The organism is Shewanella sp. MF05913 (genome assembly GCF_059758095.1).
The window spans coordinates 312,289-331,457 of the sequence record NZ_JCAYNT010000001.1 but is presented as its reverse complement, the minus strand read 5'-3'; the positions used below and the strand labels follow the sequence as shown (position 1 = coordinate 331,457).

The following is a 19,169-nucleotide window of genomic DNA, read 5'->3' as shown; positions in this document are numbered from 1 at the left end:
TCACTGTTAGCTAAGCCTTACATAGACCGTTATTGATCGATACACGGCGCCATATCAGTGGTTAATCTATTGGACAATATCTCTATGGCTTGTTCAATATAAGCCAACCTTTCATTTTCAGCCCAGTACGCCGCATACACATTGCGGGTAATGCTGTTTGCCCCTTCAACAATAAATAAGGTTTTGTTGGTTAAATAAGGTTTAACGAGCACTTCAGGTAAAAAGGCACAACCGCCGTTATTCAATATAAAATCCAATGCCATTCTGGCTGAGCTGGTATGCAATACCGGCAGTGGCAGCATAGTGTATTCTTGCGCATGGGTGATATTAAATGCAGTGCCCCAATCAACTTTAATATAAGGAATGGTTGAGGTTTGCGACAAGCTAAGGTTCGGCTGTTTAGCCACTAAGACTAATTTTATCTGTGCTAGCTTAATCAACTCAAGCTCATCCAGTTTTGGCGGATCGAAACTAATGGCAATGTCCAAACTGCGCTCAATGAGTTGGCGCGTCATGACCGAGCCAGACAATACATCAGTGCGTAATGCCACACCGTCTAACCCGAGATGAAGTGGTTGTAAAAAGGGTTGTAGATACGCATCCCAAATATTGTGTCCTGCAGACACCGTTAATTGAGTGCTGTGTTGTTGGTTTAAAATAATATCTTGTTTGGCCCTTTCCCACGCATTCAACACGGCTTCGGCGTGTCCGAGCATTCGCTCACCGGCGGGTGTGGGTTGAATATTATTACGTAAACGTTCAAAAAGCTCGACGCCTAGAATGCCTTCTAATTGTTTTATCCTAAAACTCACCGCACTGCGCGTTAAGTAAAGATTTTCAGCCGCCTTACCAAAGTGGCGTGTACGGGAGACTTCTAAGAACGTTTTTAATAAATCTGTATCCATAAAAATTCTTTACCATGAAGGACAAAATATTTTGATTTAAAAAATGATAATACTAGCCAATACTCCAGTTGAAAATCTTTATATCTCATAATCTAGAAGGTATTAGCCATGTCTCAGCAATCATTTGTCAATGCGAAACAAGGTATTGAAGCTCACACCAATGGGTCAAGTGACAGTTTCCGCTCTACTAAACGCTTCTATGATGACGCTAACTTTCCTAAAGGCTTTAAACGCTGCGGTGATTTTACCAGCAAGGAAGCTGACTTGCTTGAACAACATGGTCAAGCAATGAAAAGTTTAGCCGAAGGTACCCAGCTGCCCTGTAATGTCGATGAAGACCAATTTGTCAATGTTGCCAAAGGCCATTTACCCGCATCTACCGCTATGGAATTACTGTGGGCTAAATATTGTCGTTTGGCAAAAGGTAAACCTTTTTATGCCGTCGTCGGTACGATTCATGCTCCTGCGGGTGCAAAAGTGGAAATCGAATTCGATGATGTTGAAGATGATAGCACTGACACCGATGAGTCTGAATAACGGGTATTCGGGCAACAAAACAACAACCTACCAATTTTAACATCTTGTTAACCACCTCAGTTAAAGTAGAGCATTTTTAATGCTCTACTTTTTGTATTTAACACAAAAAAGACACCTCACACACTCATCGCCAATGCTCTGACACCTCTGAATCACCAGCTTTTGCAACAAAAAAGGTGATTTTTAAGCCTTTAAGTTCAAACTACCAACGAAAACTTGATTTAGCGCAATTTTTACATACAAATACTTCACATTTAGTTACAAGCTGCTAATATGTTTGCTGAACAGTTTGTCCTATTTTTTTGTTTGAACTTTATGACGACACATTTTGATAACCCTACATTGGTTATTGTCGAAGGAAAATAAACTCAGCCTCAAATACGGCAACAGCATCATATGAAGACGCATATCTTGTAACACTAGAATAAATAATAAATGCGGAGTTTCAATGATTAGGCCCCTTTTTTATATTGTCGTGATGCTATTAAGCACTCAAACTGCCTACGCAGCGAGTAGCAATAATAGTAATACATCGTCAGTAATGGATAAATTTGCCCTCGATATTGGGGTGTTTTATGCTAACTCCGATTCCAACATGGCGGTTACCAATCCTAAAACCGGCGGATCGTTTCCGATCGATTTTGAAGATGAATTTTTACTCGCAGAAGAACAATATCTTCCCTATTTCGAACTCACCTACTCTTTCAATCAACGCCACAACCTTTTTATCGATTGGAAATCTCTCGACCGAAAAGCCGATAATAATGCCGTAAGCCAAGATTTCATCCTTGAAGATATTGATGGTAAAGATTACCTAATCGAAGTGGGTGCTAAATTAAACACTGAATTAAATATTGATATTTTACGTATCGGTTACGGATACGATATCTGGCAAGGTACAGATTATGCTGTTGGTGTTTCGATTGGGTTACACACCATGTTTGTCGAAGCCGTATTCAAAGGCACGATAGGTACATGCATACCAGACTCATCCCTCACGAGCTTATGTAATAATGTCGTCGCAACGCCTGAGGTAGTTGATGATACGCTTACTGCGCCACTGCCTAATGTCGGTATTTATGGGGCTTATGAGTTTTATCATGGTTGGAATTTTTCAGCGCATGCGCAATATTTCTCAATCAGTTATGATGATGTCGATGGATCACTCATTGATGTCCGCTTAGGTGTAGAAACTAAGTTCTGCGACAACTGGTCGTTAAAGCTCGCTTATAATTATTATGACGTAGACATCACGATAGAAAAGCAACGTAAGATGAACAACAATGAAATGAGAACCTTCGACCATAAAATCAGCTACAGCTTCACAGGTCCTATGTTTGCCGTTTCATATGCCTTCTAACCCGCACACATTATTGTCATAAAAGCATCTTAGGATGCTTTTTTTGTGATCAGTAAAATGATAATGTCCTACTATTCATTCTATTATAACTAATCTCCTTAATGTCTTTTTACCGCCCTATTCATGAGGCACTTAATGTCTAACACGTTATTGCAAACTGCTGCCGCCAACTTGAAAAAAGCGGTGCCGTTAATGCTTAAATACAGGATCCCTACCACGCCAACCAACTATGCGCTTTGGTACGCTTATGTTGGTGAGCAAAATCCATTGTTAAATCAAGAACTCGACACGGCAATCAAACAGAATCAAACATGCTCCCCAGTTACCAGCGAGTTGTTATATCGAAAGCATGTGGCCGATCCTGTCGAGCTTGATGTACGCGACATGCGTAAAAACTTAGATGCGATGGTATGTGAATTGTCACAATCTCTTAGAGATACCAATTTAGACACTGAGACATTTCAGACTCAAATGGATAAAGACTTTAAGAAATTAAGTGATTTGGAAACCAAAGGCTTTTCGCTTGAACAAGTCATTGGTGTTGTAAGAAGTATTGTAAAAGAATCGTCCAGCATTCGCTCAAGTACGGTTAGCTTTACTGAGCAATTGCAAAAAGCCCAATCCGAAATTGATACCCTCAAAACACGTCTTGCTGCATCAGAAAAAGACATGTTATTTGATGCCCTAACCAATATTTTAAACAGACGCGCATTTGACCACGATATTGAAGCACAAATTGATTTATCACCAACCGGTACATGCTTGATTTTAATAGATATCGATCACTTTAAAAACTTTAATGATACCTTCGGCCATCAATTGGGCGATTTAGTCTTAAAAACCGTTGCTAAACGTATTCAAGAAGCGTGTCGAGATGGCATTAAACTGTATCGATATGGTGGAGAAGAATTTGCCATTCTCGTGCCTAGTAGCCAATTGAGAGTCGCAAGACAGCTAGCCGAAGGGATCCGTAGAGCACTGGAAAAACTCAGTGTAAAAGACCGTCGTAGCGACAAAGTGATTGATTCGATTACGGCTTCATTTGGTGTGGCAGAGTGGAAACCCAAACAAAATGTGGGTCAATTAATTGAAACGACTGACAAGTTATTGTATGAAGCAAAACGTCTTGGCCGTAACCGAGTGATGCCTATCTCCAGTTAAACGATAAAAGTCTTATTGAACGCTAAAAAGCTCAGCGTTGTTATCAATCATTATGATGAAAGCACCGCTGAGCTTTTTATTAATTTAATCATTATTGAGGTAATTGTAGATATCCTGATGCATTTTCGGCGCTAGGATTGGCAAGGTGTGGCACATAACCTAAAAATGGCGCTTGCATCATCTGTTGCAAACTTTGCAAGTTGTCGTCAATAAACGCCATGTCGGCATCAACCTGATTTGCTACCCAACCTGCAATACTCAAACCATCGGCTAGCAGTGCTTCTTGAGTTAACAACGCATGATTTAAGCAGCCGAGTTTCATCCCCACTACCAGAATGACTTCAAGTGTAGTGTTTTTCGTTACAGCATGAGTTAACTGAACACTATTGCCATAAGTGGATGTCTCTTGTTGAAGCGTAGTCTGCAATAATTTAACCGTATCAGATAGGTACTCGCCATTACCTAACGGTAAACGCCAGCCACCAGCCCCTTCAATCAAAGCAAAGTCGGCATTAACCATTACCGGATGGAACATCGCATCAAGCACGCCTTGTGCACTCAACGCGGTATTGACCTTCGATGCAGCAATATGAGGTGCAATTGCGGGCTCAAAACTGATTGGGTTAATCTCTTGATAAGCGAGCCCCATATTAGATTGCGCCATTAACATTAACGCATCACTATTGCGTAAACCATTTTCAGTTATAGCACAACCTGAAGCAATGGGTTTAAATCCGCATTTATGCCCTTGTGCTTTAGCTAACAAAGCGGCGGAGATTAAGGTTTTACCACTGTCAGTATCAGTACCCGTCACGAAATACAACATAAGATTAGCCTCGTTTAGCGCGGATAAACGCTATTTGATAAGTTAAAGGAATGCCTTTATCGGTACGCAGAGTTTCAGCTAACCCAAGCCGGTGTCGCCATTGCTGCTTGGTTAACTGTGGCCGTTTTTTACCATTTCCTTGCTGATCAAACGAAGCCCCTACGCCTTTAATGGAATACAATAAACTGCGTAAGTCATCAAAATACACTTGAATGCTTTCAAGCTGAACATCAACATATTGCCAATCATCCATTGCCATTTTTGAGGATAAAAAAGTGGCTTTTAAACTCTCAACAGAATGAAATTGGTTTACATGAAAACCGAGAGTGTCTAATTCTGCTAGGCTGCCATCGGCAACGATACTCAAAAAGCATTCACCGCCAGGGCGTAAAACACGATGAAACTCCATAAAAGCGTTTGGTAATTGCTGACACCACTGTAATGCTAAATTTGAATATAGCGTATCTACAGAACCGCTTTGCAACCCTAAAGCTTGCGCATCACTACACAAGGGCAAATAATTTGTAAATTGTTGAGCTAACTCAGCTAACATGCCATGGGCAATATCGACCGCAATAACCTGACTAACGTGAGAGAATGCACCAAAATCAGTACCAGGTCCTGCGCCGACATCCAGTAACGTGCCGTATAGATCCGCTTTTTGGAACAACTTTTGCGCGCTTAAACGCTGCAATACATCATGTTGTTTGTATTGGCTTGCTGCGCTTGAAAACTTATTGGCCAGTGGATTATCTAACGTCATGAGGTTGCTCATTGATCCAAATTGATGTCGTTACAATGTCTGTAAAGGTGCTGATGTGTTTGTGTCTGCATCATTGTGATTCATCAGCGATGCGAGTGCAGCAACCAAGGCGCGAATATCGTCAGCCTGATGCTGAGCATTGAGGGTTATCCTTAATCGCGCTTGCCCCTTAGGCACAGTAGGCGAACGTATTGCCCCCACCAAAAAACCTTGTTGAGTTAACTGCTTTGCAATAGCAATCACACGTTGATTATCACCAACCATAATCGGTTGGATAGCCGTTAACGACTCAGTTAACGGTAATTGATTTTGTGAAGCGACCTGTCTAAACAGCGCGATATTGGCCAACAGTTGGGTTAACAATTGCGGATGAGAGTATTGCCAATTAATCGCCGCTAACGCCAAATGAGCATTCGCAGGAGACAAGGCTGTTGAGTAGATATATTCCCGCGTTGTCGCCACCAAATAATCAATGACATCTTGAGAGGCTAAAATCGCTGCCCCCTGGCAACCTAGGGCCTTACCAAAAGTGACCACTTGAATATCAACATTGTCTGCATTAACCAAGTCATTCGGTAACACACCAAAGCCATGGGCATCATCAACGATCAACCAACACTCATTTTGGCGGCATAGGCTTGCCAGTTCAGTGATGGGGGCGATATCGCCGTCCATACTAAATACACTTTCAGTCACCACAGCGCAGCCATGGTTGCGTTCAATAATGCGCGCAGCGCTGCTAAGATCATTATGTAAAAAACGGCTAATTTTACATTGGCTGTCTTTTAAACCATCAATCACCGATGCATGCACTAATTTGTCTGCAATCACGGTGTCATCTGCATTAAATAGTGTTTTCATCAATGCGCTATTGGCGCTAAAACCTGAGCTAAACAGCATGCACGCCTGGTGTCCCGTTAGCTCACATAAGCGTAGTTCAAGCTGTTGATGGGCAACACTGTAGCCACTGACTAATGGTGATGCCCTACTGCCGACACCGTATTGTTGCGCCCCTTGATAAAGAGCTTGAGCTAACGCGGGTTCTTGAGATAAGCCAAGGTAATCATTATGGCTAAAATCAATAATCTTGGTTTGCGAAACAAGCCCGTTAACTCGCCTTTGACGTAAAAGACCCGTCGTGTGTAATTGCGCAAGCGTATTATTGATCCGCAGAGCAAGTGGATGGTTATCCTTTACTGACAGGTCTGATTTTGCCATGGCTAATTACAGTGCTGCGGCATCATAAAATTGTTTGGTAGACTTATCTTGCTTAGCACTGGCTTTAGCAAGTAATGCGCTGTCTGATTCAATATTAGTTTGTGGTCCCTGCTCCGGGTGTAAACCCAAACGACGGAAAAGACTCATGTCATCGTTTTCTTCTGGGTTTGGCGTAGTCAGTAACTTACAGCCGTAGAAAATCGAATTAGCACCAGCAAAGAAACACATCGATTGCAGTTCATCGCTCATGTTTTCACGCCCTGCAGATAAACGCACCCGCGACTTGGGCATTAAAATACGCGCAACGGCAATGGTACGCACAAATTCAAGCGGATCAAGATCATCTAATTTTTCAAACGGTGTGCCCGCAACTTTCACTAACATATTGATGGGCACTGAATCTGGGTGTTGTTCTAAATTTGCCAATTGTTGCAGTAAACCTGCACGATCAGTGGCTTTTTCGCCCATACCAACAATCCCGCCCGAACAGACTTTCATGCCAGATGCACGTACGTTTGTTAGCGTGTCTAAACGGCTTTGATAAGTTCGCGTGGTAATCACATCACCGTAATATTCAGGCGACGTGTCAAGGTTGTGGTTGTAGTAATCTAAACCCGCATCGGCCAATTTTTCGGCCTGTTCAGGCGACAACATGCCTAAGGTCATGCAGGTTTCCATGCCTAATGCACGCACATCTTTTACCATTTGGGTTAGATATGGCATGTCTTTGTCACGTGGGTTACGCCAAGCGGCACCCATGCAAAAACGTGATGCGCCAGCTGCTTTAGCACTTTTAGCTTCAGTGAGTACTTTTTCAATTTCAAGTAAGCGTTCTTTCTCAAGACCTGTGTCGTAACGCGCACTTTGCGGACAGTATTTACAATCCTCAGGGCATGCACCAGTCTTAATCGATAATAGACGACTGATCTGCACTTCGTTAGGGTCAAACGTTTCACGATGAATACTGTGCGCTCTAAACAATAAATCATTCATAGGCAATGCAAACAATGCTTCAATTTCAGCTTTTTGCCAATCGTGACGAACTTCAGCTAACGACATGGATCAATCCTTTATTTTGATTTTATGTTGGCTAGGATACCCTGAGCCCGTAAACTGTCAACGCAGCGACTACTTCGCACTTTACAAGCGGTTAAAAAAAGAGCACTTATAATTATGGCACTTTCCAACACAAATACCACTATCGATTATACTTTTGATCAACAACATATTTGGCATCCCTATACCTCTATGACCCAGTCTCTGCCTGTGTATGGTGTGGTTTCTGCTCAAGGTTGCGAGTTGACGTTAGACAGTGGCAAAGTGTTAATTGATGGTACCAGTTCATGGTGGTCATGTGTGCATGGTTATAGTCATCCGACCATCTTAGCAGCCATGCAGCAACAGCTTTTAAGTCTCAGTCATGTCATGTTTGGTGGCATTACCCACCAGCCAGCTATTGAGGTTTCAAAACGCCTAGTACACATGACCAGTGCCAATTTAACCAAAGTGTTTTTGGCCGACTCAGGCTCTATTGCCGTTGAAGTTGCCCTAAAAATGGCGCTGCAATATTGGCAAGGGCGCGATAAGCCGCAAAAACAACGCATTATGACGGTTAAAAGTGGTTATCACGGCGACACTTTTGCCGCGATGAGCGTGTGCGACCCAGATGGCGGCATGCACACCATGTTTGGCAATAATGTCACTAAACAGGTATTTATCCCCGCGCCAACATCGAAATTTAATGAACCGCTAAATCAAACCGATATCGATGCTTTAGAGAATGCATTTAGCCATTACCATCAAGATATTGCTGCAGTGATCATAGAGCCGATCATGCAAGGCGCAGGCGCAATGCGTTTTTACTCGCCGGCTTATTTAAGCAAACTTCGCCAACTGTGCGACCATTATCATGTACTGCTGATTTTAGATGAAATAGCAACAGGGTTTGGCCGTACAGGTAAATGTTTTGCTTATGAACATGCCAACATTGAAGCGGATATTTTATGTGTGGGTAAAGCACTTACCGGTGGTTATATCAGTTTAGCGGCAACGCTTTGCAGTGACGAAGTCGCCAGCGGCATTAGTGACTCGCCAGCAGGCGTGTTTATGCACGGCCCAACATTTATGGGCAATCCATTAGCCTGCGCCGCAGCTACTGCCAGTTTAGATTTATTACTTCTAGGTGACTGGCAACAACAAGTCAGCGCCATTGAAGCCCAACTTAAACAAGAGCTCGCCAGTGCCATTGATTTAGTCCAAGTACAAGATGTACGCGTGTTGGGCGCCGTTGGGGTGATAGAAATGAAAAGCAGTGTCAATACCGCGCAATTACAACAAGCGTTTGTTGACCTTGGGGTATGGGTAAGGCCGTTTAATAAATACATTTATATTATGCCGCCTTACACGATTAGTGCTGCGCAACTAACGCAACTCACCTCAGCAATGGTAAGCGTTGCAGCCAGTATTGAAGATAGTGGTAGTAAGCAGAAATTTATTAGTCATGGTTAATTAAACTCAACCCATATTTTCAGGGTAAGTACCACAATGATGTCAGAGACTGCTTTATATACTCCCTTGAGTAAAATCCAATGCTGTGAATAAATCGTCTCTTCAATAACACTATCCTGTTGAATCGGCAATAATTTCGCCTGACTAGCTCATTGTTAACTTGTAACTGCGGCGCTAAAACTATGCCATGCCATGTTTAGATCGATTGATGAAGGTTTAGATAAATTCACTGTGATATTTCTATTGAACCTTTCCATCTCAGTGCAGATAGTAATCACATCCCAACTCGCTCTGACACCATCTCTCCTGAAAAATCTTCGTCATCTAACCATTTTAATTTGGCTAAAGGATAACCTAAAAACCATTTAGCCCGCTCGAGTACTATCCGAGTATTGATGCGTTTTATTTTTAAATCAGGTTGATCACTTAAATCTGCACATATCTCATTTAACGCTTTAAGGTTAGGAAAACAACTTAACGAAATATAATCAACATCGCCACTTAACTGCATACAATCCATTATTTCAGGGATGTCATTAATCCTGCTCACAAATCGCCGCCGAGAAGGTGCGCTGTTATCCTCTAATGTGAACTCAATATAAGCCAGTATGTGTTCGCAAAGCTGATCTAAATTAATATCGGCATGCAAATTACGAAAGTAACCCGCTTCTTTTAAGGCTTTAACTCGTTGAAAGCAGGCGCTGGGTGATAAGTTTACTTTTTCAGCTAATTCTATATTGGTTATCGCGCCCTCTAGGTGCAAGGTGGATAATATTTTTTTGTTGTAACTGTCAATCTTCAATTTCTTCTTCATTGCCCCTACCCACCGTGCTTATGCAGCCTTCTATACTGAATCATCGTCAATTAATTTGCAAAAACAACACAATTTGCTGCAAAACCACTACAAATTTTTCGAATTTAGCCCTAATTACAAAATATTATTTTGCAGGCAAAGTCGCAAAATGACTACAAGCGATTTATTTAACAAATTGATTACGATTACATACTACTAATATAACTTCGAGAGGGAACGCCATGACCCCATATACCCAGACTCTATTTACAAAAAAATCTTTTGTTGCTGCAGCGATTTCAATGGCGATAAGTTCCCCATTATTAGCAGAGGAAAACCAAAGCCAAGCAGAAGCAATTGATACTAGTGGCGTAGAAAGGATCTCTATTACCGCCCGTGGTCGTGTCGAAACCTTACAAAACGTGCCCGATTCTGTCACCGCTTTTAGTGCAGACATGATTGAAACCCAGCGCATAACAAACTTTCGTGATGTGGCTGATATGACACCTAACCTAAGTCAATTAGATAATTTTCGACCAGGACTTGCTCGCATTACCATCCGCGGATTAATTACCCCTCAAGTGGGTGATGCCCCGCTCGCCTTTGTCGTCGATGGCGTTACGGCTCCAGATTTAGAGTTTATCAATCAAGACTTGGTCGATATTGAGCGTATTGAAGTCATGCGGGGAGCTCAAGGAGCGCTATATGGTAAAGGCGCTATTGGTGGTGCCGTCATTGTCACCACCAAAAAACCAACCGAAGATATCGAAGGCTCTATCAAAGGCTCTTATGGCAATGGCAACACCTATAATCTCAGTGGTGTGGTATCGGGCTCGTTAAATGAACAAGATAGCGCTTTTTTCCGTGTTGGCGGTTATACCAAAAATAGCGATGGATTAATTGATAACGTCTTTTTAGATGATGAAGCTGACTATATGTCAGAAGACTCAGCATTTGCACAACTTCAATTTGATTTATTTGAAGAGACAAGCTTGAACCTAAAAGGACGCTATACCACATCCGATGCGGGATTTGCCTATTATCAGAACGTGTCAGAAGACAGCAAAGAAGACTATGACTTACCTACGTCACAAAACATATATAACAATGACCAACGTGATGTATATGAATTAAGTGCCAAATTAACCCAAGAGTATGACCTAGGCACATTTGACTTTATCACGGCGTACAGTGAATCAGAAAACGAACATTTTTATGATGGTGATTACTCGGCAGATGCCACATTCATTGACGAAGACGGCTTTTTTAGAGCGCCGTTTGGCACTGAAGGGCTCTATGACATTGAATCATTCACTGTTGAATCACGCTTTACCTCTCGAGGCGATGAAGCACTGAGATGGGCCGTTTCTGCTTTTTATCAAGACAAGCAGCGCGACAACACCATTAACTTCTTTGATGACGTTGCCGGTGATACACCACAATCTCGGTCAGACTTTAATGACGACAGCTTGTTTTTTACCATTGCGGATAAAAATAGCAGTAAAGCGTGGGCACTGTCTGGACAAACTAACTACGATATTACTGACAAACTCGAATTAACCACCGCATTACGCTACGACGAAGACAAGCGTGAATCCTATGATCCCGGTGCTCGTGAAGATACCTTTGCCGAAAATACATTTAGCCAATGGCAGCCTAAAGCGACGCTCGCCTATCAAGCAACCGAAGACTTATTGTTGTATGCAGGTTATTCAAAAGGATTTAGAAGCGGCGGTTTTAATGAACCCGCTGAAGGTATTAGCCGTTCATTCGACAAAGAAGTGTCAGACAGTTATGAAACTGGTTTTAAATCAACTTTATTTGATAACCGCTTAACCCTAAATGGCGCACTGTTTTGGATAGATCAATCAAATGCACAAATCACTCAATTTAATGTTGACACCTTTACCCTAGAAAACCTGTCTATCGACAAAGTTGAAACAAAAGGGATTGAACTTGAAGCAGCGCTTGCAGTAACCGATGACTTAGATCTGCGCTTCAGCGCCGGTATTGTCGACTCTGAAATCAAAGAGTTTGACCGCCAGCCAGAACTGGTCGGCTACACACAATTTTATGTCGCCGATTACAACTATGCACTGTCGATGAATCACCACTATCAACTCAATGGCGAGTGGGCGTTATTGTCTCGCGCTGATGTGCAAGTTGTTGGGCCGCAATCATTCTCAATTGACATCGCCGACATTCGCTCATCATCTTCAACCACATTAAATATCGGTATTGGGGTTAAATCTGAGCAATGGACAATTCAGGCTTATGTTGACAACCTAACTGATGAGCGAAGCATAGAAGATTTGTTTATGGTAGCTGACGGTGTGACCGATCTTGCGCGTCAACCCAATAAACCTCGTAGCTTTGGTGTAGAAGCAATTTACAACTTCTAAGCAATCTAACTTGGTGTTTGGTGGCGCCGTTTTAGCGCCATTAAACACCAACAACGGCGCCTTTACTAGGAATAAACATGGCTGAAACCCACACAATCGATGACTTGCTAGAAGACTATGCAACCACGCCGGTACCTCAAGATAAAACCCATAACGGTTGGCGTATCGGCATGGTCAATGGCGGCCTAGCCTTTGCAGTACCGGGACTCATTACTGGCCTAGAAATCGGCTCAGCATTAGGGTTAGAGCAAAGCATATATGCATTTTTAATCGGCGGTTTTATTTTGTCGGTGTTAGGCACTATTACTGGGTTTGTTGGCATGAAAAATCGCCTAAGCTCGTGTATGACGATGAAATTTGTCTTTGGCTTGCAAGGCGCCAACATTGTCAGTTTTGCGTTTGTCTTATCATTACTCGGTTGGTACGGCGTTAACATTAATTTGTTTAGCGAGGTTGCTGCTCAGTTTTCAATGCAATTATTTGATTATGCTCCGCCTATTTGGACATTCGATATTGCAGCAAGCATAGTGATCACCCTAACCACCTTGTGGGGTTTTAGGCTTATTGAGCGAGTATCAAGTCTATTTGTGCCCATTTTGTTTTTACTCGTAGCCTACATGCTTTATCAAAGCTTGGGCTACGTCGTTAACGACACGCCGTCTACCAGTAGTTTAAGCGGGATTGATTTTACCTTTGGTGAAGCGGTATCAGCCGTTGTCGGCAGTTTTATTGTGAGTGTGGTATTAATGCCAGACTTCAGCCGCTTTGCAGCCAAGCCAAAAGACACGGTCATCGCCTCTTTTTTACCTTTTATGTTTATCAGCAATTTTGTCTATATCGCAGCTGCAATCGCCGGCTTAGCGGTGCTTAATTCTGACATCCTTGTGGTGATGTTAACCCTTGGTTTAGGGATATTTGCTTTTGTACTATTAATTGCATCAAGTGCCGTAACTAATGTAGTCAACCTTTACAGCGCCGCATTGGGGTTTAATGCCATTAAACCTACCTGGTCTGAATGGAAAATCATCATTGCTGGCGGAGTGTTAGGTGCTGTTGTGGCATCACTCAATTTACTCGATAACTTTACTGGGTTCATTTTTAGTTTATCGATTCTTTTTAGCCCAGTAGCCTCAATATACATCGTCGATTTTTTCTTTATTCAACAGCAAAAAATTTACAAAATTGAGCATTTAAATCAAATAACTGCATTTAATTTTCAAGCATTAGTCGCTTGGGTTGGTGGGATTGGTTTTGCCATGATGTCGAATAAGGGGTGGTTAACACTCACGGGTATTGAGGTATGTGACGCCATGCTCTTCACTGCCCCACTTTATTTTGTCATCAAAAAATTCATGGCAAACAATAAATCACAAAATCAAACACAAAATTTATAAACCCAACATTAATAAACAACAAGTTAAATCTATGATTTAACAATACATACCAGAGAGTCATATGAAGTCATTAACGCGTTTAGAACTAACAGACATTTTACACGGATGTGTTATTTTGGGCACCGGTGGCGGTGGTGAGATGGATGACGGTATTGCTTATATCGATGCTGCACTGGCAGCAGGTAAAACCTTTACCCTCGTAGATGTAGACGAAGTTCCTGCGGGAAAAAAAATCTGCACACCTTATATGCTTGGCGCATTATCGCCGTTATCTGAAACCGAAGAAGCGGTTTACGCAAGATTGCCAAAAAGTGAGCAGTCATCCATGATGACCGCATTTAAACGCCTTGAGCAATACACTGGAGAGAAGTTTTACGGCACCATTTGTTGTGAATTAGGCGGCTCAAATACGGCGGTTTCTTTTTATGTTGCTGCGATGGCTGACGGTTATATTATCGATGCCGACGTTGCAGGCCGTGCAGTGCCTGAAATCACCCATTCAACCTATTACTTTAATGATATCCCAGCGGCACCGATTGTTGCGGCAAATGAATTTGGTGAATGTTTTATTTGTGAAAATATTATTGATGATTTACGCGCCGAAACGGTTGTGCGTGCTTTATCTGTGATCAGTCGTAATGATATTGCCGCTATCGATCACGCGATGCCAATTGAACAAGTAAAAGATGCGGTCATTAAAGGCACTATCTCTAAATCACTGGCGATTGGTAAAGCTTACCGCCTGGCAAAAGAACAAGGCGAAGACATTGCTGAGGCCATTGCAAGCCACGGCGAGGGTTATGTTGCATTTAGAGGTCAGGTTTCACAATCACAATTTAGCACTGAAAAAGGCTTTACCATTGGCACGGTAACCATTAATGGAAGCGGTGAGTACCAGCAAGAGCAATATCAATTGGAAATCAAAAATGAGCATCTATTAGCACGCCGAAATGGCGAGGTAGATGTCACAATCCCAGACTTGATTTGCTGTATTGATATGGACAACCAAATGGCAATTACAACCCCAAACCATCATGTGGGGTTGAATGTCGCTATTGTTATTTTACCGGCGCCAAAAGAGTTTGTTACCGAACGTGGCTTACAAGCATTTGGCCCAGCTTATGTTGGCTTATCAACGCCGTACGAGCCTGCTGTAGCAAAACATTTTGCCAAACTTGGTAAACAAAACGCCTAAACAACACTGTTTAAGCTTTAAGCCTGCATTACAACAAAACCTGGTATTTGTGTAATGCGGGTTAACCAGCCTCTGATGTGCGGATATTCCACTAAATCAAAACCACCTTGATGTGCCACATGGGTATAAGCATAAAGTGCAATATCCGCTAAGGTAAATTGCTCACCGCATAAGAATGGCTGCTGTAAAAGTGTAGACTCCATGACATTGAGCGCTTTATAACCTTTGGCATGTAAAGAGTGATACTCGGCTAAACGGTCATCTGGTAAGCCTAAATACAGTTGAATATAACGGGCAACGGCAATATAGGGCTCATGACTGTATTGCTCAAAGAACATCCATTGATACATTTGGGCTTTGCTAAATTCATCAGTTGGTATAAGTGGTGAGCCCGCCGCCAAATAGCCTATAATCGCGTTTGATTCAGACAATACTCGTCCATCGTTAAGTTCAATTAGCGGTATTTTACCTGCTGGGTTTTTAGCTAAATAAACGTTGGTTTGTGTATCACCATTAGCAATACTCATCTCTTGCCATTCATGCTCAATATTGAGCATCTGTAACACCAGTTGCACTTTGTAGCAGTTGCCAGAGACGCTATCGCCGTATGCTGTGATCATGTACACCTCTGATTATTTTTTAACTAAGCTCGAAATTAAGGCGCGTAACGCCGCTGGTTTAACCATTTTTGCCATGTAGTGATAACCGCGTCGTTCAATGTCATCCACTAAATCTTTATTAGTATTGGCGGTAATTAAAATTCCGGGGACATGATCACCATAACGGGAACGAATGTCATCCATGGCATCCACGCCATTTTTATCATCATCTAAATGATAATCAGCCAAAATAATATCGGGAGCAACGCCTTTGAGCCCTAGCTTAATTCTCGCATCAGCTAAGTCTGTGGCGCAAATAACCTCGCATTGCCAACGGCTTAATAATGAGTCTAGCCCAGCTAAAATAGTATCTTCATTATCAATACATAATACTTTAATACCTGCGAGTGGCTGCATTAATGACGGCATAGGTTTTGTTACCACCTGACTGATTGTTTGCCCTAACGGAACAATAATGGAAAACATTGACCCGACACCCAACGCTGAGCGCACTTGGATTGGATGGTCGAGCACTTTGCTGATCCTGTCTGCAATCGCTAAGCCTAACCCTAACCCACTCACGTTACGACTACTTGGATGGTTTAAGCGTTTAAACTCTTTAAAAATTTCTTGAGTATCGTATTCATCAATACCACACCCAGTATCCAGCACTTGAATTTCAACGTATTCACCTCGATGACGGCAACCTAATAACACTCTGCCGCCTCGGGCGTAACGGTAAGCATTGGTTAAGAAATTTTGCAAAATACGCCGTAATAATGATGGGTCTGAATTAACCGTAGCCGAGCAAGGCACCATCGAAAATGAAATTTGGTTATCGCCTGCCATCGCATCAAATTCGACCGATAAACCGTTAATGATTTCGGACACGGCAAAATCACGGCGATTAACATCAACCATGCCAGAATCAAGCTTAGAAATATCGAGTAAGTCCGTAAGCAATTCGCCAGCGGTTTTTAACGAGCTGTTGACATGGGTTAAGGTCGTGCGAGCCTCAAGGTCTAAATTAGGGTATTGCGATAATGACGCAGTAAACAACCTAGCGGCATTGAGCGGCTGCATTAAATCGTGGCCTACCGCAGCTAAGAACCTTGTTTTAGACGCATTCGCGAGCTCTTCTTGCGCCTTAGCCTCTAGTAACTCACTGTTGAGCATCGCCAGCTCATAAGTACGCTCTTTGACTCGACTCTCCAGAGTTTCATTCGCTTCAAGCAGTGCTTTTTCTTGTAAGCGATATTGGGTAATGTCGGTAAAGGTCATCACAAAGCCACCATCGGGCATTGGGTTACCTTGAATTTTAATGACTTTACCGTCTTTACGCTCACGCTCAGAGGTATGCGGCGTACCATTACGCATATGCTGTACTCTTACCGCAACTTGGGTTTCCATATCTCCTTTACCACAAAAACCACGCGATGCATTAAAACGTACTACATCGGCAATCGGCATACCTTGCTGTAAAAAACCTTCAGGATATTGATATAAATCGGCATAACGATAATTCCATGCCATCAGATTAAGGTCTTTATCAACAACGCTCATCCCTTCGTATGCGTGTTCAATTGCCCCGCGGAGCATGTCCTGACTTAAAATGATTTTAGATGACGCTTCATCGACCAAACTAAACACTTCATCGAGGGCTAAATCGCGACCTTGTAATACAGAATCCATCACTAATGACGCACTAGAGGCGCCGAGCACCCCCGATAACATATGTTCGGTGTGAGCAATTAATTCTTCTGGGGCCGCTTTATACCAACTGTCACTTTTAACCGCGTCGGGTGAAAAGCGACTAAAGCTTTCATAGGCACGGGTTGGGCTCACAAAGCGGCTGGCTAAAATCAATAAATCTTGTTGCGATATAGGACCCTGGCGCTTATTCGCATCTTTTTTCAACGCCCAGGGCTTAACAAAATTACTCGCTTGAATGCGCTCGGCAACCCCCGCCCTAAACCAAATAGACCCTAATACGTAGCACGCCACGTTAGCCAGTAGCGCAATCAATGTATCGCTAACATTAGGGGTAATAGCATTGAGTAAATCAAACTCTCCGCCAATTAATCGCGCTTGACCCGCACCTTGCAACAAAATGAAACACCACAAACTAAAACCAACCGCGAGGCCTAAATACACCCCGGTACGATTACCATGTTTCCAGTAAAGCCCACCCACCAGCGCCGGTGCTAATTGCGAAAATGCGCCAAATGACAACATGCCTAAATGTGATAACGAATCACTGTCTGCCAAGGTTAAATAACTTAAATAACCAAAGCCTAAAATCACTACAATTGCTAAACGTCGAACGTTTAATAGCAATTGCGAAAACTGGCTAAAGTTTTTCTCTCTGATCTGCCCTGTGCGCAACAAAAACGGCACGAGCCATTCGTTACTCACCATCACACTGATGGTGACCACCGCAACAATCACCATACCCGTCGCTGCGGATAAGGTGCCAAGTAATGCAATAACGGCTAAAAAGGGTTGGTCTAGTGCCAATGGTAGGTTGATTACATAGGTATCAGCCGCGACAGAATCGCCTAATAACACTTTGCCAGCCAACGCTAAAGGCGCAACAAACATACCAAACAAAGCTAAATATATGGGGAATATCCAACGTGATTTTTTTAAAATATGTTCGCCGCCGCACTCAACGACCATCACGTGAAACTGTCTTGGCATACATAAAAATGCCGCCATACCGACAAATAGTTCAGGTAAAAATGACTCAAGCCGCAAATGGCTATTTTCTATTAATCCTTTCTCAGAGGCTTGTTGCCAAATATCGCCAAAACCATCAAAAAAACCAAAACTGATCACGGCGCCAACAATGATAAAAGCGGCTAATTTGACTAACGACTCAAACGCAATGGCCACCATCATCCCAGGATTATGTTCTGTCGCATCTAATTTTCGAGTGCCAAATAAAATAGCAAACACGGCAAGGATCATGGTGATTAACAGCGGCACTGCAACGGGACTTAATGGGTTGTCGTCGGGCTGGAATAAATTAAGGCTAAAGACCATCGCTTTAAGCTGCAACGCGATATACGGCATGATGCCAAAGAGTGCAATAAGGGTCACAATCGCGGCTAACAACTGTGACTTACCATAACGGGCGGCAATAAAATCGGCCACCGAGGTGATATTTTGTGCTTTAGACACCACCACCATTTTGCGCAACATACCAAAGCCAAGCGTAAACACTAAAATGGGACCCACAAAAATGGGTAAAAAAGACCATAAATCAGTAGCTGATTGCCCTACCGTGCCTAAAAAACTCCATGATGAGCAATACACAGCAAGACTAAGACCATAAATCCACACTTGAATTTTTTGACTTATTTTACTAAACCAGCGCTCTGCACCCCATGCCAAAATAAACAGCAATGACACATAACACACCGCGATGACGGCTACTATAAGAGTTAAATTCATCAGACATCCGCTATCATTTTATTTTTATATAATCTCATCTCAGGTGTAGAGA

At 42.6% G+C, this 19,169-nt stretch carries 15 protein-coding genes; 7 read left to right on the top strand and 8 right to left on the bottom strand.

What is annotated here, in order from left to right; translation table 11 throughout:
• Positions 1-29: 29 nt before the first annotated feature.
• Complete coding sequence (gene hdfR, locus AC19MV_RS01480; protein ID WP_498297578.1) at positions 30-905, bottom strand: HTH-type transcriptional regulator HdfR; 876 nt, start codon at positions 903-905, stop codon at positions 30-32.
• Positions 906-1,013: 108 nt separating this feature from the next.
• On the opposite strand from hdfR, the gene AC19MV_RS01475 reads away from it, so the two are divergent.
• The 3 genes from AC19MV_RS01475 (at position 1,014) to AC19MV_RS01465 (ending at position 3,963) form a co-directional block, all read left to right on the top strand.
• Positions 1,014-1,442 carry a MaoP family protein gene (locus AC19MV_RS01475; RefSeq protein ID WP_498297580.1) on the top strand — a complete coding sequence of 143 codons (429 nt, stop codon included), beginning with the start codon at positions 1,014-1,016 and terminating at the stop codon, positions 1,440-1,442.
• A 448-nt stretch (positions 1,443-1,890) separates the two neighbouring features.
• Positions 1,891-2,802 carry a DUF481 domain-containing protein gene (locus AC19MV_RS01470; protein ID WP_498305391.1) on the top strand — a complete coding sequence of 304 codons (912 nt, stop codon included), beginning with the start codon at positions 1,891-1,893 and terminating at the stop codon, positions 2,800-2,802.
• A gap of 135 nt (positions 2,803-2,937) precedes the next feature.
• Positions 2,938-3,963, top strand: coding sequence for a GGDEF domain-containing protein (locus tag AC19MV_RS01465; RefSeq protein WP_498305389.1), 1,026 nt, complete (start codon positions 2,938-2,940; stop codon positions 3,961-3,963).
• A 91-nt stretch (positions 3,964-4,054) separates the two neighbouring features.
• Here AC19MV_RS01465 and bioD read toward each other — a convergent pair whose 3' ends face one another.
• The 4 genes from bioD to bioB are packed head-to-tail and all read right to left on the bottom strand — an operon-like array spanning position 4,055 to position 7,829.
• A complete protein-coding gene (bioD, locus tag AC19MV_RS01460) occupies positions 4,055-4,786 on the bottom strand; it encodes a dethiobiotin synthase (RefSeq protein WP_498305804.1) in 732 nt (243 codons plus the stop codon).
• A gap of 7 nt (positions 4,787-4,793) precedes the next feature.
• Positions 4,794-5,552 (bottom strand): methyltransferase domain-containing protein, encoded by a 759-nt coding sequence (locus tag AC19MV_RS01455; protein ID WP_498305387.1) that lies wholly within the window; start codon positions 5,550-5,552, stop codon positions 4,794-4,796.
• A gap of 30 nt (positions 5,553-5,582) precedes the next feature.
• Positions 5,583-6,770: an aminotransferase class I/II-fold pyridoxal phosphate-dependent enzyme gene (locus AC19MV_RS01450; protein ID WP_498305385.1), complete on the bottom strand. Its 1,188-nt coding sequence runs from the start codon at positions 6,768-6,770 to the stop codon at positions 5,583-5,585.
• Positions 6,771-6,776: 6 nt separating this feature from the next.
• Positions 6,777-7,829, bottom strand: a complete 1,053-nt coding sequence (bioB, locus tag AC19MV_RS01445) for a biotin synthase BioB (RefSeq protein WP_498305383.1) — start codon at positions 7,827-7,829, stop codon at positions 6,777-6,779.
• 114 nt (positions 7,830-7,943) lie between these two features.
• Here bioB and bioA point away from each other — a divergent pair, with 114 nt between their 5' ends.
• Positions 7,944-9,278 carry an adenosylmethionine--8-amino-7-oxononanoate transaminase gene (gene bioA / locus AC19MV_RS01440; protein WP_498305381.1) on the top strand — a complete coding sequence of 445 codons (1,335 nt, stop codon included), beginning with the start codon at positions 7,944-7,946 and terminating at the stop codon, positions 9,276-9,278.
• A 274-nt stretch (positions 9,279-9,552) separates the two neighbouring features.
• Here bioA and AC19MV_RS01435 read toward each other — a convergent pair whose 3' ends face one another.
• Positions 9,553-10,092: an Lrp/AsnC family transcriptional regulator gene (locus AC19MV_RS01435; protein ID WP_498305379.1), complete on the bottom strand. Its 540-nt coding sequence runs from the start codon at positions 10,090-10,092 to the stop codon at positions 9,553-9,555.
• Between the two features lie 221 nt (positions 10,093-10,313).
• Here AC19MV_RS01435 and AC19MV_RS01430 point away from each other — a divergent pair, with 221 nt between their 5' ends.
• The 3 genes from AC19MV_RS01430 to AC19MV_RS01420 all read left to right on the top strand — a co-directional run bounded on the left by AC19MV_RS01430 (position 10,314) and on the right by AC19MV_RS01420 (position 15,062).
• On the top strand, positions 10,314-12,473 hold the full coding sequence (locus AC19MV_RS01430; RefSeq protein ID WP_498305377.1) for a TonB-dependent receptor: 2,160 nt from the start codon (positions 10,314-10,316) through the stop codon (positions 12,471-12,473).
• A 77-nt stretch (positions 12,474-12,550) separates the two neighbouring features.
• Complete coding sequence (locus tag AC19MV_RS01425; RefSeq protein WP_498305375.1) at positions 12,551-13,867, top strand: cytosine permease; 1,317 nt, start codon at positions 12,551-12,553, stop codon at positions 13,865-13,867.
• A 61-nt stretch (positions 13,868-13,928) separates the two neighbouring features.
• A complete protein-coding gene (locus AC19MV_RS01420) occupies positions 13,929-15,062 on the top strand; it encodes an S-methyl thiohydantoin desulfurase family protein (protein WP_498305374.1) in 1,134 nt (377 codons plus the stop codon).
• A 17-nt stretch (positions 15,063-15,079) separates the two neighbouring features.
• Here AC19MV_RS01420 and AC19MV_RS01415 read toward each other — a convergent pair whose 3' ends face one another.
• Together AC19MV_RS01415 and AC19MV_RS01410 are read right to left on the bottom strand one after the other, a co-directional pair.
• Complete coding sequence (locus AC19MV_RS01415; RefSeq protein WP_498305803.1) at positions 15,080-15,679, bottom strand: glutathione S-transferase family protein; 600 nt, start codon at positions 15,677-15,679, stop codon at positions 15,080-15,082.
• 15 nt (positions 15,680-15,694) lie between these two features.
• Positions 15,695-19,117, bottom strand: a complete 3,423-nt coding sequence (locus AC19MV_RS01410; RefSeq protein ID WP_432399729.1) for a hybrid sensor histidine kinase/response regulator — start codon at positions 19,115-19,117, stop codon at positions 15,695-15,697.
• Positions 19,118-19,169 lie beyond the last annotated feature (52 nt).